This window comes from Brevibacterium sp. ZH18 (genome assembly GCF_022748595.1).
Classification (GTDB): Bacteria; Actinomycetota; Actinomycetes; order Actinomycetales; family Brevibacteriaceae; genus Brevibacterium.
Map to the genome: position 1 here is coordinate 25781 of NZ_JALDSX010000028.1, position 18734 is coordinate 44514.

The window sequence follows — 18734 nt, forward strand, 5'->3', positions numbered from 1 at the left end:
CGATCGATCGGATCGCGCGGGTGTGAGCTCAGGGCTGGACCCAGCGGCCATCGATATAGGAGATCGCCGCCGCTCTGACTTCGATGGTTCCGTAATTCGTGCCCGGGAACTTCTCCGCCCAGGCCAGGGCCGCATCGCGGTTCTCGACGTCGATGATGAAGACGCCGGCCAGGGACTCTTTGCTCGCCGCGAAGGGCCCATCTTCGATGACGACCGAGCCGGTGCGCCGAGTGACGGTCGTTGTCTGTTCCGTCGGCTCGAGCATCTCGGCGGCGATGAAGACACCCGCCGAATAGAGGGCGTCGGCATAGTCGGACATGAGCTTCTGCATCTCGGCCATCGCCTCGGGAGAGGGCTGGGGGCTGCCTTCTTCACGCGGATCGGGTGCGTGGAAGATCAGTGAATAGCGCATCGTTGTGCTCCGTTCGTCTCGTGGCGCCCGTGTCTCGGCCGCTCATCAATGAGACGACCGAGCCCGCGCGAATTCGACACCTGCACGACTATTGTCGCCGAAGATCTTCGCGACAGCCTCGGCGAGTGAGGATTTCGAACGGAGAATGCGTTACTTCGGACGGAGACTGAGTCTCTCGCGAACTCAGTGCCTCCTGCGAACTCAGTGCCTCCTGCGAACTCAGCCGGAGTACACCGCGCCCGGGTTGAAGATGTTGTCCGGATCGAGCGCGGACTTGATGCGCTTGTTGAGCTCCATGACATCGGCGCCGAGGTAGGACTCGAGCCATGGTGCCTTGAGTCGTCCGACTCCGTGCTCGCCGGTGATCGTTCCACCCAGACCGGTCGCCAGATCCATGACCTCGCCGTAGGCGATCTGCGCGCGCTCCTGCTGCGCCGGATCTTTGGGATCGAGCACGAGCAGAGGGTGAGTGTTGCCGTCGCCGGCGTGGGCGATGACTGCGATCGTGACGTCTCGTTCGACTGCGATCGCTTCGATGCCGGTGACCAGATCGCCGAGGCGGGGCAGCGGAACGCCGACATCCTCGAGCAGGAGTGCGCCCTGCTTCTCCACCGCGGGGATGGCCATCCGGCGTGCCGTGACGAAGGCTTCGCCCTCCTCCGGGTCGTTGGTCAGGTAGCACTCGGAGGCATTGGTTGCGAGGCAGATCTCCTCGATCCGCGCTGCCTGGGCGCTCGCATGCTCGCCGGGTTCGTCTGTCTGGATGATGAGCATTGCCTGGACCTCCCGGTCGAGGCCCATCTTCGTTTCGTCCTCGACTGCGTTGATCGAGGCGCGGTCCATGAACTCGAGCATCGACGGACGCATCTCACGAGAGATGTCGAGCACCGCCGACGTCGCATCACTCAGCTGCGGGAACATCGCGACGATGGTCGTCGGCGGCAGCTGCGCGGGAATGAGGCGCAGTGTGATCTCAGTGATGACGCCCAGTGTTCCCTCGCTGCCGACGAACAGCTTCGTCAGCGGCAGGCCGGCGACGTCCTTGATCCTCGGTCCGCCGAGCTCGATCGCCCGGCCATCGGCGATGACGACCGTCATGCCTAGGACATAGTCCGTGGTGACCCCGTACTTCACGCAGCACAGACCGCCAGCGTTGGTCGCGATGTTGCCGCCGATCGAGCAGAACTCGAACGAGGAGGGGTCCGGCGGGTACCACAGGCCGTGTTCGGCAGCGGCCGCCTTGACCTCGGCGTTGAACGCGCCCGGCTGCACAACGGCCATCCGGGTGATGGGGTCGATGCTGATGTCGCGCATGGTCTCGAGCGAGAGCATGATCGCGCCGTCAACGGCCGAGCTCCCGCCCGACAGGCCGGATCCGGCTCCACGTGGAATGACCGGCACCTTCGCCTCGGCGGCAATCTTCACCACCGTCCGCACATCGGCAGTCGAGCCGGCCTTGACGACGACGAGCGGCACCCCCGCATTCGGGTCGTACGCGCGGTCCTGGCGGTAGGCGTCCATCGAGTCGGGGTCGGTGATGAGCAGCTCCGCGGGCAGAGCCTCCCGCAGTGTTGTGACAACGTCCATGTTGTGAGTCGAGCCTTTCGTCGAACGGGGGAATTCCGATCATCCACAGCGAGGCTATCAGTCGTTCAGGAGCCCGGCCGGACCTCGTATCAGAGTGAGACTTCGGCAATGTGGGACGGTGGCGTGTCGGGGCCGCGCAGTAGGGTGGGAGTATGCCCGACTCCTCCACTTCGACTCCCGCTTGGTGCGTGCTCGGCCGTGCCGAACGCGGACGTGTGGTGGCCGTCGACCTCGACCGTGACGGAGCCGAGATCAACCGGGTCGAACTCGCCGAGGCGGATCTGCCCGAGTTCGTCCGATCCCGTGAGCACGGGGGCAGTGAGCACGGGGGCAGTGAGCATGGGGCCTGGGACCGCGGGGTCAGTGACCACAGGGTCAGTGACCACAGGGTCAGTGAGCACGGGGTCAGGCGGAACTCGCCGAGGTGGGTCCTCAGTGACACCCCGAAGTGGTACCCGCCGCTGTTGGCCGCAGGGGTGAGCATCGAGCGTGGATTCGATCTGCGCCTGACGCATGCGATCCTCATGCGCTCCGAACTCGTCACCGACCGCAGTGCCGTGACCGCCGCCGAGGAGTGGGAGGCCGGACCGGTGTCCGCCCCGGAGGTCGATGAGACGGAGGCGCTCTTCGATGTCGACGCCTACGTCGACGACAGCCGTCGCCGCCGGATCAAAGAGGTACCGCACGACATCGATTCGACGTTGGCGGAATTCGCCCGGCAGATGGCCGCCCAGTCAGGTGCCTCGGACCCCGGCCGCCTGCGGCTCCTCCTCGCCGCGGAATCGGCTGGCGGGCTCGTGGCCGCGGAGATGCAGGCCGCCGGTGTGCCCTGGGACGTCGACGAGCACGACCGGATCCTCGCCGCCGAGCTCGGCCCACGGCCCGCCCGAGACGCGAAGCCTGAGAAGATGCTCGTCACCGCCGAGGCGGTCCGTGCCGCTCTCGACGATCCGCGGGCGAATCTCGACTCCCACGTCCGGCTCCTCCACTCTCTGCACGCTGCCGGCATCAACGTCGCCTCGACCTCGAAATGGGAGCTGCAGCAGAGTGATCATCCCGCGATCGAGCCGCTGCTCGAATACAAGAAGCAGGCGCGGCTGCTCACGGCCAACGGCTGGACCTGGCTCGACGAGTGGGTCTCCGAAGGTCGCTACCGTCCGGTCTACGTCCCCGGCGGAGTCGTCACCGGCCGGTGGGCTGCCAGCGGCGGCGGAGCCCTGCAGATCCCGCGCCAGCTGCGCCCAGCCCTGCGTGCTGATCCGGGCTGGCGGCTGATCTCAGCCGATGTCGCCCAGCTGGAACCGCGGGCGCTCGCCGCGATGTCCGGCGACCGTGCCATGGCCGAAGCGGGCCGAGGCAAAGACCTGTATTCGGGAATCGTTGACGAAGGCATCGTAGCGACCCGGCAGGAGGCGAAGATCGCTGTCCTCGGCGCGATGTACGGGTCCACGACCGGCGACAGCGGGCGCCTCGTGCCCCGGCTGCGCACGAGCTTCCCGGCGGCGATGGCCCTCGTCGACTCCGCCGCCGAGGTGGGAGCGGGCGGCGGTGTCGTGTCCACGTGGCTCGGTCGAACGTCCCCGGTCCCCAGCGAGGGATGGAAGCAGCTGCAGTCGGCGGCGAATCAGTTCGACGCCACACCGCAGGACGAGAACCGAGCCCGGCGCTCGGCCGGTGACCAGGGACGATTCACCCGCAACTTCGTCGTCCAGGGCACAGCCGCCGAATGGGCGCTGGCCTGGCTGGCCGACCTCCGACTCCGGTTGTCGCGGCTGCCCGCGATCGATGATGTGAACCCAGGGCCCACCTCGGCGGAAGATGGGGCGAACCCGGGACCCGCCTCGGCGCGGGATGGGGCGGGGGCTCTGGCCACAGCTTCGGGACCGGTCTTCTCGCGGCGGGCTCACCTGGTCTTCTTCCTCCACGATGAGGTCATCGTCCATAGTCCTGCCGAGCAGGCCGAGGACGCGGCGGAAGCGATCAGACAGGCGGCCGCCTCGGCGGGAAGGCTCCTGTTCGGCGACGCTCCGGTGGACTTCCCACTCGACCTCACGATCTCCGAGCGGGCGATCAAAGACTAGGGAGGGACCGTCAGCCCTGCGAAGCTGTGAGTAGCACAATAGAATCGCAGTTCCGGGAATAAGGTGGCAGCGATCGTCGCTGGATAAAGGGCGTCAAATCACACAACCAACCCACCGACACACAACAAACAGAGGAGCCCGCATGGCATTCACCGTCAAGGCACTGCAGAAGACCGGAGCCGACCAGCCATTCCGCGTCGGCACCATCGAGCGTCGCGATCCGCGTCCCGATGACGTGGTCATCGACATCAAGGCCGCCGGGATCTGCCACAGCGACATCCACACCATTCGCAACGAATGGGGCGAGGCCCACTTCCCACTGACCGTGGGCCACGAGATCGCCGGTGTCGTCGAGGCCGTCGGCTCCGACGTCACTGACTGGAAGGTCGGCGACCGCGTGGGCGTGGGCTGCATGGTCAACTCGTGTGGCGAGTGCGAGGAATGTCGCGCCGGTCAGGAGCAGAACTGCCTGAGCGGCAGCGTCGGCACCTACAACTCCACCGACGTGGACGGCACCATCACTCAGGGCGGCTACTCCGAGAAGGTCGTCGTCAACGAGCGCTTTGTCGTACGGCTCCCCGATGCGCTCGACTTCGACGTCGCGGCTCCGCTGCTCTGCGCGGGAATCACCACCTACCAGCCGCTGGCGCGCTGGGGTGCAGCAGAGGCCAAGGACGGCGCTCCCAAGAAGGTCGCCGTGCTGGGCCTGGGCGGCCTCGGCCACATGGGCGTGCAGATCGCCGTTGCCATGGGCGCCGACGTCACCGTCCTCTCCCGCACGCTGACTAAGGAGAAGGCCGCACTCGAGCTGGGTGCGAAGCAGATGCTCGCGACCACCGACGAGGACTTCTTCAGCAGCCACCGCGGTGAGTTCGACATCATCCTCAACACGATCAGTGCAGACATCCCCGTCGACCGTTACCTGCGCCTGCTCAAGCCGCGCGGCGTCATGGCCGTCGTCGGTCTGCCTCCTGAGAAGCAGTCGCTGTCGTTCGGCTCGGTCATCGGCGGCGCCAAGGTGCTCGCGGGATCGAACATCGGCGGCATCGCCGAAACCCAGGAGATGCTCGACTTCTGCGCCGAGCACGGCATCGCCGCGAAGATCGAGACCATCGGAGTCGCCGAGGCGGATGCGACCTACGATCGCGTCGTCGCCGGAGACGTGTACTTCCGTGCCGTCATCGACACCTCAACCTTTGCCGAGGCTGTGCCTGTGGCCTGAGCCTCAGGCGTTGTTCGAAGGGGGCCGTTCCACCTCATTGGTGGGACGGCCCCCTTCGTCTGCACTCGTACGTCTGCGCTCGTACGTCTGCGCTCAGATCCCCACCTCCAGAAGAGACTGGCGCCCAGGCGGCGAGAGTAGAATCTGCCGCATGACAGGTCATGGGCGGCGGATGGGCGATGCTCCTCTCGTGCTGCTGATTCTCTACACTCTCTTCATCGGGCTCATGACGCTGACCCCGTACCAGCTCGACGTCAGTCCCGGAGGGCCGATCGGCAAGCTGCTCGAGTTCTTCGCGGCACATCGGCTGACGGCCTGGCTCACCTACACTCGGGTCGAGCTGTTGGCCAATGTCGCGATGTTCATCCCATTCGGGTTCCTGCTCGCTTTGCACCTCGGTCGCAGGCGCTGGTGGCTCGGCTGGGTGGCCGGTGCGGCGTTCACCTGCATCATCGAAGGCACTCAGGCGACCCTGCTCTCGCCGACCCGCTATGGAACCATCAGCGATCTCGTCACGAATACCATCGGAGCGGGAGTCGGTGCTGTGCTCGGACTGATTCTGATGGTCATCCTGCCGCCGCTGAAGAAACAGGACACTGCGGACCCCGTCGTTCGGTAGTCGCCAAGATCAAATGATCTTGCGGGCAAGGATCTGCGGGCGAGTTATGAGGCGTCTGAGCTGAGTGCGTCGATGCATCGGTCGAGCGCCTCGGCGAGGTGGCTCCTCTGCGAGTCATTGAGCGGCGAAACCATGAGCGCTGAGATCTCCTCGACGCGTGCGACCGCACCGGCGAGTGCCTCTTCACCCTTCTCGGTCAGGGTCGTCGGCAGCACTCTCCCGCTCGTCGCCTTCTCCGGGCGCGTGACGAGCCCGCGGTCCTGGAGCCCGCGCAGCATGGTGTTCATCGTCTGCCGTGTGACGAATCCACCGCGAGCAAGCTCCGAATTCGACGCCCCGGGAGATCGCTTCAGCAGTTCCAGGCACGCGTACTGCGGGGTCGACAGGTCCAACGGTCGCAGCGCCTCATCCATCCGCGAACGCAGCACGGACTGCAGATGCTTGAGCTGATAGCCGAGCATCGACTCGAGACTTCCGGGGTCTTGACTCATGTAAGTATTCTGACATTCATTGATGATGTCAGAAACCTGACATGAAAAATACCGGCTGAGCAATACCGACTGAGCAATATCTACTGAGCAATGGAGACGATTATGACTGTCACAGGGCCCGACTTCGTGGCACTGCAGGTGCGAGACCTGGAGAAGGCCGCAGACTTCTACGAGAACACGATCGGACTCACGCGAGCACCCGCGGGACCTCCCGGTGCGGTCGTCTTCACGACCTCTCCGATTCCATTTGCCGTCCGTGAGCCGCTGCCCGACGTCGATCTCGATTCGGTCGAGCGTCCGGGAACAGGCGTTGCACTGTGGTTCAGCTGCGATGACGCGCAGGAACTCCATGACCGTCTGGGTGAGGCCGGCGTCGCGATTCTGCGTTCGCCCGCACCCAGCCCCTTCGGATTGACCTTCACCTTCGTCGATCCCGATGGCTACGCGGTCACCGTCCACAACGCGAGCTGAGCTGAGCCGTAGAGGGCTGAGCGAGGCCGATACAGGATTGCGCGCATCCGATACGGAATCGCGAGAGGCCGAGCATCCGTGGATGACCGCCCCGGCGAGGTGTGGTGGTTCAGGGAACCGGCTGCTCGCTCAGCTCAGGTCAGCTCAGGTCAGCGAATCGATGATCTTCGTGATCCGGCGCTGCCGCGTCTCTTCGGCCTTCGCCGACTCGACCTGTCGGACGTGCTCCTTGCGCTTCGAAGGAGCCAGCACATCGAAGGCCTCGCGAACGTGGGAACGATCGAGTGCCTCGGCGAGGTCATCAGGAACCGGGGTCTCCCGGGACGACGTGTCGTGGGTCAAGGTCACCTCGTGGGTTTCGCCGCCGGAGACGCCGATCGTCTCGCGGTGCTCCTTGGCCAGCGGCAGGAGGAACCTCCCGCCCATCACCGCAGTGGTCGAGGTGTAGGAGTAGCCGGCGATCGTGACGATGACCGGGACTCTCTTTCCGGCGCCGAAGCCGAGCACGACGTCCTCGGGCACCTCGATGCCGACGTTGTTGCCCAGCTGCAGAAGAGTCGTCGTGAAGGTGACCATGGCCGAACTCTACGCGTTGCCGGGCTCAGCGTCAGCTGTTGGGCTGAGTTTCGCTGTCAGTCTCAGCGTCACTGCCGGGCTCAGCGTCGTTGTCAGGCTCAGCGTCACTGTCGTACCCGGAGTAGCGAGGCAGCCACCGGGCCACACGCAGGCAGTATGTGTCGTACTCGGCGCCGAAGCGCTGTCTGAGATCGTCCTCCTCATGCGGGATCACCAGCCAGTTCCACAGCAGCGAACCGACCACTGCGTAGGCGATGACCATCCACGATCCGAAGAGGAGTCCGACCGCCACTCCCTGCCCGAGGCCGGCGATGGCCATCGGATTGCGGACGAAGGCGTAGGGCCCCCGCACGACGAGGTGGTTGGCCATCTCGGAGGGCAGCGCAGTGCCGGATCCGAAGTTCGCAATCGCGCGTGCTGACCACACGCCGATGACGGTGGAGAGAGCGAGGAGCGCGAACCCGGCCACAGCGACGAGGATCGACGTCTTCACGACCAGCTCCCACCGCTGTTCGAACGAGTTGATGATCGCTGGCACGATGATGAGGAACACGACCCAGAACACGATGAGCTGAACCGTCGTCCGCAGCAGCACCTGTGAGCGCACACGCGTGCGCGAACTCCTGAAGGCGAACGGGCCGACGAGGAGACGCTCGGACGGGACCTTGCCCGTGAGCATGAGGATCCCGGCGATGACGCTGCCCACCGATGCGGCGACCATGAGTACGGCACCCAGACCCGCCTGGGCGGTCACGGTGGCATAGATGATGAGCCCGATCGTGAGCAGGACGGTCCAGGGCACGACGATGAACACGGCCCAGCGGACGTTGAGTGCGACGATCGCCGAGGCGATGACGAAGAGCGGGATGTGAACAGAGGAGGCGAGGACCGGGTCGATCCCGCCGAGAGTCGCGTCGCGCAGCGTTGGAAGCGTGGAGATTCCGAGCCACCAGGCAGCCCCGACGAGTGCCTGCAGGGCGAAGTACATGCGGGCGTGGAAGATCCTCGGCCGCGTCGTCGGACGGAGGTGCCTGGTCGGCTCTTTCATTGAAGGGCTCATGCGAACGCCGTCCCATGGAAGCAGACGGTCGTGGCTCCGCCGACCCAGATTGTGTCTGCGTCGGGGTTCCCTTCGTCTGCGCGGGCTTCGCGGGAGATCTCGATGACGCCGGCCCGTCCCAAGGCGGTGCCCTGGGTGACCGTGTACTTTTCGGGTGCGAGGCCGGCTCCGATGAGCCATTGCGCGACGGAGGCGTTGAGGCTGCCGGTGACGGGATCCTCGGCCACTCCTACGCCCGGCACGAAGGCGCGGATCTCGTACTCGTGGTCTGAGCCGGCCGGATGGGCGCCGAGGACGCCGAGCTTGGTATCGGGAATCTGTGAGAAATCCGGTTCGAGAGCGAGGACCTGCGCGGCGCTGGCCAACCTCACTGCGGCCCAGCCGGGACCGTTGTCGGCCCACTGGTGGTCGAGGATGTCCTCGCGTTCGAGGTGCAGAGCCTGCGCGATCTGGGTGACGAAGTCCTCGTCGAGTGGGCCCGAGCGGAGACGTTCGGGAGCGGCGAATGCCAACGTCCGGTCGCCTCGGCGGATATCGACGAGTCCCGCACCGCACTCCTGGATCAGGGCGCCGTCATTGCGGGGCACGCCGCCGGCGGCCAGCCACGCGGCAGCCGAACCGAGTGTGGGGTGACCGGCGAAGGGGAGTTCCCGGGCGGGAGTGAAGATACGCAGTCGATAGTCGGCGGCCGGATCAGTCGGGGGGAGGACGAAAGTCGTCTCCGACAGGTTCGTCCAGTTCGCGATCCGGGCCATCTCCTCATCGGCAAGTCCGTCAGCATCGAGCACCACGGCGACGGGGTTGCCGTGGTAAGGCTCGGCGGAGAAGACGTCGACCTGGGCGAATGCTCGATTATGGGGCATATGTGCTCCTTTTCGGGGATGAGCAGCAGAGGAGTGCTAGTTCCCATCGTAATCGCCTGAGCCTCCAGGTCAGGGACGCGGGCCGGAGCGCACCGTGGATGGGACCGGGGATTGAGCGATGGTGAGGGTCAAGGGACGTGTCGGTTCAGACGGGGGAGTGCTGGATGGGTCAGGGAATGCTGGATGGGTCCGCACTTGCTGGATGGGTCGGGGAGTGTGGGGTGGGTCAGCGGTTGCTGGAAGGATCAGGGAGTGTGGGGTGGCTCAGCGGTTGCTGGCCGATGACTGTCGATCAGCTGAGGACTCCGTACAGACTCGCTTCATAGACTGGGCTGCTATGGACGAGCAACTGAAGTCAGAGGCGCCCGCGGTGGCGGCGATGCGGGGAGTGCCTTCATGGATCTGAAGCAGGGCGTGGCTACGTGGTGGGATGCCATCACGTCCGGATTCGGGCGGCAAGATGACTTGGAGCTGGGCGTGGTCCAGCTGCTCATGGTCATCGGTATCCCTCTGATCGTCACGCTGACCCCGGCGGTCTGGCGGTTCTTCGGCCTCTTCGTCACGTTCGTCCACGAGCTCGGGCACGCGTTCGCAGCGCTGATGACAGGACGTGTAGTCAAGGGGATCTCACTGAACTTCGACCATTCAGGACAGATGAACTCCTTTGGCCGAGTCGGCTTCTCCGCCACCTGGTCGGGCTTCTGGGGGTATCCGGCCCCCGGCGTTCTGGGATTGGTCCTCATCACCTCGGCGATTCACGGGTGGGCGCCGTTGGCGCTGTCGATCGGCGCGCTCATCCTGCTGGTCGCCCTCATTTTCATCCGCAACCTCGCGGGAGCCGCGATTGCCGTGGTCACAGCAGTGGCCGCACAGCTCGTCGTCGTGTTCCTGCCTGTCGAATGGATCGCCGTCTTTGTGGCGGGACTGGGAACAGCCCTGGTCATCGGCTCGCTCAAGGACCTCGTCAAGGTGATCCGCGTCCACACCCGACGCCGTCACGTCCAGCAGTCCGACGCTTTCATCCTCAGCCAGGGATCGAGCGTCCCCGCAGGGATGTGGTTGACGCTGTTTACCCTGGTCATCGGCGTCTGTGCGCTCACCTCGGCGTACATTCTGTACTCCGCAGCAATCATGGCGTAGACAGGTTCGGGTCGTGAAGGGATCGTAGGCGCGGGCATTCGCGTCCGGACCGGATGGAAGAATCGACAGTATGGAACTCAAGCCGAAATACTCTGCTGTCCTGTTCGACTGCGACGGCGTGCTCGTCGATTCCGAGAACATCACCAATACGGTGCTGCGCGGGATGCTGCACGACCTGGGCTGGCAGCTCAGCCGAGAGGAGTGCCTGTCCCGTTTCGTCGGAAAGATGCTCCGTGACCAGGTCGACGTGATCGAAGAACACACCGGATTCCGCATCGACGCCGAGTGGCTGACCGAGTTCCGGCGGCGTCGCAACGTCGCGCTCGAGGCCTCATTGGAGGCGATTCCCGGAGTCGCCGAGGCGGTCCGTGCCCTTGACGCCGTCTATCCCGGCCTCCTCGCGTGCGCTTCGAGCGCTGATCGCCCCAAGATCGATATGCAGCTGAAGAAGATCGGCCTCTTCGACGTGTTCGAGGGCCGGATCTTCTCCGGAATGGAGCTGCCGAAGTCGAAGCCGGCCCCGGACGTGTACCTCGCCGCTGCTCGCGCATTGGGGGTCGATCCCGCCGAGGCGGCCGTGATCGAAGATTCGCCCACCGGCGTCATCGCGGGGCGAGCTGCAGGTTCTCATGTGCTCGGCTTCTGCCCGGATTCCCCGGTTCATCAGAGCCCGGAAACCCTGATGGCGGCCGGTGCTGACGAAACGTTCGACGCGATGGGCCAGCTGCTGGGACTGCTGACTGTCCAGGCGAGCTGACTGGGTGGAAGAGCGCGGGGCGGGCGGTGAGGGAGGCTGCCGACGCTGGTGCGGTCGGGTCGGGTTTTCGGGGCGGGGCTCGTGCGGGCGGGTCGGATGTGGTGCGGGCGGGGCTGGTGCCGTCGGATGTGGTGCGGGCGAGGCACGGTCGGGCCGGGTTTGGTGCGGTCGGTTCGGGTTTTCGGGGTCAGGTTTGCCGGCCGAGTGAACTGTTTTCGGCCGAAGAGGGTTCAGTATAAAGATGTGACTGCGTGTCGATAATAGTATTGATGTTCTAGTTGTAATCGAACTGTTACATTCATTGTTGGAATTGACGAGTAGAATAGAGGTAGGCACTCACACCGACGTGAAGAGCAGGTGACCACCAGTGAAGCACCCCTCCGATTCCGACAGCACCGCTTCCGAACCTGCCCATGAGCCGACCGATTCCGCTGGTTCTTCAAATTCCGCCGACTCCGCCGATTCCACTGGGTCTGTTGAGAATCCCGAAACGACTGAAACTGCTGACTCCACTTCGACCGGTCCCTCTCAGTCAGCTGGGTCGACGGAGCCGGGGGCGCCCCCGCGCTCCGCCCGCCGTCTCAGCATCGATGCCGACTCTCCCTTCGCGGATGCTGTCGATGTATTTGCTGCCAGTGATCGCGCCCAGCTTTCGGTCCTTGATGTCTCAGCGGGACTGTTCTTCAGCGAGACCGTCGAAAACCTTCGTCTCTTCAATCCGCATCCGGAATCCCCGTACCAGCACGCCACGATCGCCGAGACAGTCAGAAGATACCGTCGAGAGGCACGCCCGAGCTGTTCGAAGAAGAATGCCTCGACGAACGGTGGTACGAAGGCGAATGCAACAGAGGGCAACGCATCGACAGGGAGCGGATCGAAGGGGAACGCATCGAAGGGGAACGCATCGACGGAGAGCGGATCCCAAGGGGGCGGATCCAAGTTGCCGTCGTTTCCCAAATTCCGAATGAATCAGACCTTCTACGGGTGGGTTCACGAACTGTCACAGGCAGAGGACATTGCTGAATTCACCACGGTGATGGGCTCGACCACAGCAAAGGCCTATACCCAGATCACATCAGCGATGACGCTGATCCACGGGCTCCCGAAGTTCTATCAGCGCTGCTTGGCTGGCGACTTCACCATTGAGCACGTGAACGCCACCGCGCACGCCTGCAAGGATGTGAAGTTCGAGAATCTTCCCGCGGTTGACGACTATCTCGCAGAACGACGTGCCGACATCACGATCGAGACGTTTAAGAAATCGTTGGGAATGAAGATAGCGGTTCTGGAGCCGCTTGAAGACCGCCTCGAGGAAGCGAGCAAGCGGAGGCGTGTCGACATCACCACCACCCCCGACGGGACTGCTTACCTCACGCTGACTGGCCCTGCTCCCGAACTGCAGGCGTGCTATCTCAGAATCGCAGCCTTTGCGCGTGCAATACATTCAGGCAATATCGCTCCATTCAGTGATCAGATGCCTACTGGTGCGTCCATGGACGACGATCGCGGGATCGACGCTCTTATGTTCGACATCCTGACTCGCACATGCCCGCAGCTGAAGATTCAGGTCACCTCCAACAACACGACCACCGGCGAGACCTCAACCCGAGACATTCCCTTGGACAGGGACGGGCTCAATGGCACCTCGGTGACACCGGAAGACGTGATCAATGCCGTGAACGAGGCAGCTGCCGGGGCAACCTCGAGTGCCGAGTCGGCCGCGGGATCCGGTGCGCGTTCCGGACGTGCCGCCGGCGACGAGGACGTCCAAGCATTCGCTGTTCTCACGATGCCGACGCACGGCCAATGGTTCGAATCCCAGGCCAGGATGATCACTACGGTCCCGTTCCTCACGCTCACCGGTGACTCCGACCTTCCAGGGTCCTTCTCCAGCGGATCACCTATCCCGGCAGACACCGTACGGCGGGTTGCTGGCCACTCGAAGACGTGGACTCGCATTCTCACTGACCCTGCGACTGGAACGCCGATCGATGCGAAGGCGACCACCTATCAGATCCCGGCGGCGATCCGTCAGACGCTGGTGGCGAAATGGCAGATGTGCACCATTCCGGGGTGCATCCGGCGAGCAGAGACGTCGGAGATCGACCACATCGTCCCCTTTGATCACGATCATCCGGAACAGGGCGGTCTGACTCGCTTCGAGAATCTCCATCCGCTGTGCAAAATGCATCACCAAGCCAAGACGGATCGCAGATATTCAGTGCGCATGCCTCGAACCGGCCTCTTGGAATACGTATTCCGCCATGGAATCACCGCAGAGGTCAGTCCCGGAGACCATCCGATCAATGCGGAACACGCGAAGCTGTTCGATGAAGTGCATTTCAGGGAGAAGCCGCCTCCGGGAACCGGAGATCAGGTCAATGGCATACCTGATCCAACGAATCCACCTGCGCCGAAGTCCCCGCCAGTGGGACGTCCATTTCACGGGGACACCTGTGTCTCGGAACAGCGACCGGGCCCAGCACCCGGCGATGGGAAGCCCGGATGGGTGAAGTCCAATCCATTCATCAGTTCGAGCACGGTGCAGAACGAATGGATATGGGACTCAGGGGAGCGCCCGCCGTTCTGACGGGTCACCTCACCTTCGGTTGGGCGTATTCGTCGGCCAACCTCGGCGCTCTGATGACCTCAGCTTTCGGGGTCCGACTCGCGGATCACGCGGTGAACGTCTTCCTGAGTCTTGACCTCGCCCTTCTTGACGGCCTCGACGACCTTCTCATGCTGACGATCTGTGACAACGGGAATCTCCGCGCCGTTGTGGTCGACGACTTTGGCCTCTTTGATGGTGTCGCCTTCGGCCAGAATCTCCTGGTCATTGAGTAGGCGCTGCAGGTCTTCCTTGCGGATGACTCGGCCTGAGCCGGCGACGAAGACCGACCGGTCGGAGCGGTCCTTGTCTTTGGCGCCGATGTGGTTGAAGACGAGGTTGAGGAGCACCGCCATCAGTGTGGCCGAGGAGATTCCCGAGTGGAGGATGATTCCGACCCACGACGGGAATGCGTTGTAGAAGTCAGGCTCGACGACCGGGATGATGCCGAAGGCCAGGGACACGGCCACGAGGATCATGTTGAGGTTGCCCTCATATTCGACCTTGGACAGCGTGCGGATACCCGATGCTGCGACCGTGCCGAAGAGGACGATTCCCGCGCCGCCGAGAACTGGCGACGGAATTGCGGCCACAACGCCACCCATGACTGGCAGCAGACCAAGGACGACGAGGATGGCACCACCGGCGGTGACCACGTAGCGCGACTTGACGCCTGTGATCGCCACGAGCCCGACGTTCTGCGCGAACGCGGACTGGGTGAACGAGTTGAAAATCGGGGACACGGCTGACGACAGCATGTCGGCGCGCAGTCCTGCTGCGATGCGCTTGGAATTGACCTTGGTCTTGACGATCTCGCCGACTGCGATGATGTCCGCAGTCGTCTCGGCGAAGGTGACGATGACGACGATGAACATCGACACGATTGCCGCTGCGGAGAATGTCGGCATCCCGAAGGCGAAGGGCTGCGGGAAGGCGAACACGCCGCGATCGAGCACATGGGAGAAGTCGGCCCAGCCGAAGATGAGGCAGATGACGGTGCCGAGGACGATCGCCAAGAGGATCGAGAGCTGAGAGACCACGGCCACTGGGATGCGGCTGAGAATCAGCACGATGGCCAAGGTGCCGACCGCAATGAGAATGTTCGTCGCACTGCCGTAGTCCGGCGCCTCGGCGTTGCCGCCCATGGCCCAACCAGCGGCAACGGGCATGAGTGAAAGACCGATCGTCGTGATGACCGTGCCGGTGACGACCGGTGGGAAGAACTTCACGATGAGCGCGAAGGCCGGTGCGACGATCAAGCCGATCGCCGAGGCGACGATCACGGCTCCGAAGACTTCTGGGAGCCCGTCGCCACCGGCGATGATGGATGTCATCGTGGCTACACCGGCGAATGACACACCCTGAACCAGGGGCAGCTGGGACCCGAAGAACGGTACGCCCCACGACTGCAGGACCGTTGCCAGCCCACCCATGAACAGGCATGATGCGATGAGGATGCTGATGCCGTCAGGGTCAAGTCCGGCGGCGTTGCCGATGATGAGAGGCACGGCAATGATGCCGCCGTACATCGTGAGCACGTGCTGGAGACCGTACGCGAACGACGTGCCGATCGGCAGTTTCTGATCCTCCGCGCGAAGTGATTTCTGCTTCCGGGCGGGCGAGCTGTTCTGCGCTGATTCCTTGGATACCGACATCTGTATCTCCATCGATTTCTTCCTCCGAATCGCGAACTCGGCTCCAGTGTCAGCTATGGCACCTGGTCGGACCGCAACGAATGAGGATCAGTTTCTCTGCTGGGTGTGTTTGGGCTGTGTGGCTATGCGTCATGTTGCTGAGCGTATTGGACGTTTCAATTTCCAACATGCGAAATTATTTTTCCTTATCGCAGAATGCTAAGTGAATGCTCCAGCGATGGCAACTCAATTTCGTGACCTCGCACACATGCTAGAGTGCAGTCTTGTCGGTGTTCATCTCAGATACAAATCGCATCGGTCGGCGGAGCAGCAGACGCCGTGAAACCTGAGCTGGTGGCGGTGCCCCCCAGCCGTGTCGCCACTGAACACGAGCAGAGACGTAGGTCTCCGCGCTGTCAGCGAAAGGCGACGCACATGTCTCAGTCACATGGTTCAATCACAGGCGAGCCCGCCGTACTTTCCGTAACCTCTGTACCCTCAGAATCTGGCGACGGGTCCACAGCTTCAGGGGCCTCAACTTCAGGGCCCGCAGCTTCAGGGTCTACAGCTTCATCACCCGCATCTTCCGCCCCAGGAGCGAAGCTCTGGCTGCGCAACCCCAAGGCCGTTCATCTTGGTCGCGACGTCGATGCGAGCCTGGCCGCAGGCGGAATCGTCGTCGACACCGATTCGGGGACCATCGTCGAACTCGTCCCCGGCGGTGGCGAGCCCGCCGGAGGTCCGCAGGCCGTCGCCGAGGTGGTCGATGCGAGCCAGCACGTGATCACTCCCGGATTGATCAACACTCACCATCACTTCTACCAAACCCTGACCCGGGCGTGGGCTCCCGTCGCGGACCTGCCGCTCTTCGGGTGGCTGACCAACCTCTACCCGGTGTGGGCCCGCCTGACGCCGAAGGCGCTCGAGCTGGCCACCACCGTCGCGATGGCCGAGCTCCTCGAATCCGGCTGCACCACGGCCGCCGACCACCACTATCTGTTCCCGACAGGCATGGACGATGCGATCGACACCCAGGTCGACGTGGTCAGGAAGCTGGGCATGCGTGCGATGCTCACCCGCGGATCCATGTCCTTGGGGGAGAAGGACGGCGGACTCCCGCCGCAGCAGACGGTGCAGGACGCGGACGTGATCCTCGCCGATTCCCGCCGACTGGTCGAGACCTATCACGAGCGCGGTGCTGGCGCACAGGTGCAGATCGCCTTCGCCCCGTGCTCGCCGTTCTCAGTGACGACCGAACTCATGCGCGACAGTGCGCTCCTCGCTGAGGAACTCGATGTTCGTCTCCACACCCACCTCGCGGAAACCCTCGATGAAGAGGACTTCTGCCGCGAGCGATTCGGACTGCGCACCGTCGATTATCTCGAGTCGGTGGGCTGGTTGGGAGACCGCGCCTGGTTGGCGCACGGAGTGCACTTCGATACGGAGGAGATCAGGCGCCTCGGCGAGGCTGGTGCTTCTGTGGCGCACTGCCCGACCTCGAACATGCGGCTGGCCTCGGGCATCGCACGAGCCGTTGAGCTCGAAGATGCGGGAGTCAACGTCGGTCTCGGTGTCGATGGGTCGGCGTCGAACGATGCCTCGAACCTCATTCGCGAAGTTCGGCAGGCTCTCTACATCCAGCGTCTGCGCTACGGCTCGGAAGACGTCACATGCGCCCGCGTCCTCGACTGGGCGACGAGCGGATCGGCGGCAGCACTCGGCCGTGATGACATTGGACGCATCGAGGTCGGCAAGCAGGCGGACCTCGCGATGTTCCGCCTCGACGGCCTCGCGTTCTCCGGTTCGCATGATCCGATCCCGGCCCTGGTCCTGTGCGGGGCAGAGAAGGCCGACCGCGTGATGATCGCTGGTCAGTGGCGCGTGAGAGACGGCAATGCCATCGGTAGCAACGGTGTGCAGCTGGACAAGGAGGCGCTCATCGCCGCCCACCAGGAGGCGGCGCGCAAGCTCGTCGCGGGCTGAAGCCGGGCAAGCCGGTGCAGGATCGGTGAGGGCGTGACCTCTCAGCCGTCCTTGGACCCCGTCGCGGTGTTGGGCTTACGGAACACTGCGCGCATATGGTCGCTGGTGAGGAAGTCGCCGACACCGATCATGATGAGGCTGAAGACGATCTGCTCGGTGATCATCCACACCGGGTAGAGCCCGGGAATGGCAGCCATGACCAGGGTGATGACCGGGAAGATCTGGGCGAACAGGCGCAGCCGCTGGTAGCCCCAGTAGTAGCCCTTGGTCGAGCGCCAGAAGAAGTAGAACAGCGTGGCGGTCATGCCGAGGACGACGACGGTGCGCATCCAGACCGCGAAGGGGACAGGCTCACCCGCGCGGGCGATGATGATGGCGAAGACCACTGCGCCGAATCCGAGCACGAGATCGAATATGAGCAGCCCCGTGATCCACGCGAATGCGCGTTTCGTCTTGGGGTCGGCGAGACCTTCGGCTGGGACGATGAGTCCAGCTTTGCTGCCACCCGCGATTCGGTCGATCTTAGCGAACAGACTTTCCATGGCCATGTCTTCAGGCTAACCGCTGAAGTGGCTCGCCAACCCTGAAATCTGGGACTTGAACACTGTGATAGCGAACATCAATCAAAAGTTGGGAACAGAGTTCAATCGTCTGGGTCAGGTTTCCAGGGCCGTAACTTGATGAAGTATAAGCATGAAGAAGATATTCAACGCGGCATTCGCATACATGATCATCGGCGTCCTCTCCGGGCTGTTCTACCGGGAGTTCACCAAGGCCAATGACTTTCCCGAAGGAGGCTTCACGCAGCTCAGCGTCGTCCACACCCACCTGCTCACCCTCGGCTTCATCGTCCTGCTGATCGTCCTGGCACTCGACAAACTCTTCGGGCTTTCCGGCACGAAGATGTTCTCGTGGTTCTTCTGGACCTACAACGCAGGGATCGTCCTCACCGCAGGCACCATGATCTGGCACGGAATGCTGACCGTCCTCGGCCAGGAATCCAACGCCATGATCGCTGGCATCGCCGGACTCGGACACATCGCACTCTCAGTCGCCTTGGTCCTCCTGTTCCTATCGCTGCGGAAGGCGATCGTCGCCGACCGGTCAGTCACCGCCGGCCAGAGCACCGCGTCCGCATCGATCAAGAGCTGATCAACATGATCGGCTGAACCCGCACCCTCGCCGAGGTGGCACCAGGGGCCCGTACTCAACGACGTGATCGTTGAGTAC

General features: G+C 63.7%; 17 protein-coding genes. 9 read left to right on the top strand and 8 right to left on the bottom strand.

Annotation, left to right across the window (positions count from 1 at the left end; all coding sequences use genetic code 11):
• Positions 1-28: 28 nt before the first annotated feature.
• Together MPN20_RS11175 and MPN20_RS11180 are read right to left on the bottom strand one after the other, a co-directional pair.
• Entirely contained in the window at positions 29-412 is a 384-nt protein-coding gene (locus tag MPN20_RS11175) for a YciI family protein (protein WP_242782156.1), read from the bottom strand.
• Positions 413-631: 219 nt separating this feature from the next.
• Positions 632-1999 (bottom strand): FAD-linked oxidase C-terminal domain-containing protein, encoded by a 1368-nt coding sequence (locus MPN20_RS11180; protein WP_242782160.1) that lies wholly within the window; start codon positions 1997-1999, stop codon positions 632-634.
• 152 nt (positions 2000-2151) lie between these two features.
• On the opposite strand from MPN20_RS11180, the gene MPN20_RS11185 reads away from it, so the two are divergent.
• The 3 genes from MPN20_RS11185 (at position 2152) to MPN20_RS11195 (ending at position 5921) form a co-directional block, all read left to right on the top strand.
• A complete protein-coding gene (locus MPN20_RS11185; RefSeq protein WP_242782164.1) occupies positions 2152-4080 on the top strand; it encodes a bifunctional 3'-5' exonuclease/DNA polymerase in 1929 nt (642 codons plus the stop codon).
• A 142-nt stretch (positions 4081-4222) separates the two neighbouring features.
• Positions 4223-5302, top strand: a complete 1080-nt coding sequence (locus tag MPN20_RS11190; RefSeq protein ID WP_242782166.1) for an NAD(P)-dependent alcohol dehydrogenase — start codon at positions 4223-4225, stop codon at positions 5300-5302.
• Positions 5303-5453: 151 nt separating this feature from the next.
• Positions 5454-5921 (top strand): VanZ family protein, encoded by a 468-nt coding sequence (locus MPN20_RS11195; protein WP_240516229.1) that lies wholly within the window; start codon positions 5454-5456, stop codon positions 5919-5921.
• A 44-nt stretch (positions 5922-5965) separates the two neighbouring features.
• Here MPN20_RS11195 and MPN20_RS11200 read toward each other — a convergent pair whose 3' ends face one another.
• A complete protein-coding gene (locus MPN20_RS11200) occupies positions 5966-6412 on the bottom strand; it encodes a MarR family transcriptional regulator (RefSeq protein ID WP_242782168.1) in 447 nt (148 codons plus the stop codon).
• A 102-nt stretch (positions 6413-6514) separates the two neighbouring features.
• Here MPN20_RS11200 and MPN20_RS11205 point away from each other — a divergent pair, with 102 nt between their 5' ends.
• Positions 6515-6883 (top strand): VOC family protein, encoded by a 369-nt coding sequence (locus tag MPN20_RS11205; RefSeq protein ID WP_242782170.1) that lies wholly within the window; start codon positions 6515-6517, stop codon positions 6881-6883.
• A gap of 144 nt (positions 6884-7027) precedes the next feature.
• On the opposite strand, the gene MPN20_RS11210 is transcribed toward MPN20_RS11205, so the two are convergent.
• From MPN20_RS11210 to MPN20_RS11220, 3 genes are read right to left on the bottom strand one after another with little or no spacing between them, the layout of a single operon-like run.
• Positions 7028-7459, bottom strand: coding sequence for a YdeI/OmpD-associated family protein (locus MPN20_RS11210; RefSeq protein ID WP_242782172.1), 432 nt, complete (start codon positions 7457-7459; stop codon positions 7028-7030).
• A 31-nt stretch (positions 7460-7490) separates the two neighbouring features.
• Positions 7491-8507, bottom strand: a complete 1017-nt coding sequence (locus tag MPN20_RS11215; protein WP_242782173.1) for an isoprenylcysteine carboxylmethyltransferase family protein — start codon at positions 8505-8507, stop codon at positions 7491-7493.
• Positions 8508-8515: 8 nt separating this feature from the next.
• Complete coding sequence (locus tag MPN20_RS11220; protein ID WP_242782174.1) at positions 8516-9382, bottom strand: PhzF family phenazine biosynthesis protein; 867 nt, start codon at positions 9380-9382, stop codon at positions 8516-8518.
• A gap of 396 nt (positions 9383-9778) precedes the next feature.
• Here MPN20_RS11220 and MPN20_RS11225 point away from each other — a divergent pair, with 396 nt between their 5' ends.
• The 3 genes from MPN20_RS11225 (at position 9779) to MPN20_RS11235 (ending at position 13869) form a co-directional block, all read left to right on the top strand.
• Entirely contained in the window at positions 9779-10522 is a 744-nt protein-coding gene (locus MPN20_RS11225) for a M50 family metallopeptidase (protein WP_242782175.1), read from the top strand.
• 70 nt (positions 10523-10592) lie between these two features.
• Positions 10593-11279 (top strand): HAD family phosphatase, encoded by a 687-nt coding sequence (locus tag MPN20_RS11230; protein WP_242782176.1) that lies wholly within the window; start codon positions 10593-10595, stop codon positions 11277-11279.
• A gap of 964 nt (positions 11280-12243) precedes the next feature.
• Positions 12244-13869, top strand: coding sequence for an HNH endonuclease signature motif containing protein (locus MPN20_RS11235; protein WP_242782177.1), 1626 nt, complete (start codon positions 12244-12246; stop codon positions 13867-13869).
• A gap of 59 nt (positions 13870-13928) precedes the next feature.
• Here MPN20_RS11235 and MPN20_RS11240 read toward each other — a convergent pair whose 3' ends face one another.
• Complete coding sequence (locus MPN20_RS11240; RefSeq protein ID WP_242782178.1) at positions 13929-15542, bottom strand: nucleobase:cation symporter-2 family protein; 1614 nt, start codon at positions 15540-15542, stop codon at positions 13929-13931.
• A gap of 414 nt (positions 15543-15956) precedes the next feature.
• Between MPN20_RS11240 and MPN20_RS11245 the strand changes: the two genes are divergently transcribed.
• On the top strand, positions 15957-17504 hold the full coding sequence (locus MPN20_RS11245) for an 8-oxoguanine deaminase (protein WP_242782179.1): 1548 nt from the start codon (positions 15957-15959) through the stop codon (positions 17502-17504).
• Between the two features lie 41 nt (positions 17505-17545).
• Here the strand turns inward: MPN20_RS11245 and MPN20_RS11250 are convergent, their stop codons facing one another.
• Positions 17546-18052: a hypothetical protein gene (locus tag MPN20_RS11250; protein ID WP_242782181.1), complete on the bottom strand. Its 507-nt coding sequence runs from the start codon at positions 18050-18052 to the stop codon at positions 17546-17548.
• A 145-nt stretch (positions 18053-18197) separates the two neighbouring features.
• On the opposite strand from MPN20_RS11250, the gene MPN20_RS11255 reads away from it, so the two are divergent.
• Entirely contained in the window at positions 18198-18656 is a 459-nt protein-coding gene (locus tag MPN20_RS11255) for a DUF2871 domain-containing protein (RefSeq protein WP_242782183.1), read from the top strand.
• Positions 18657-18734 lie beyond the last annotated feature (78 nt).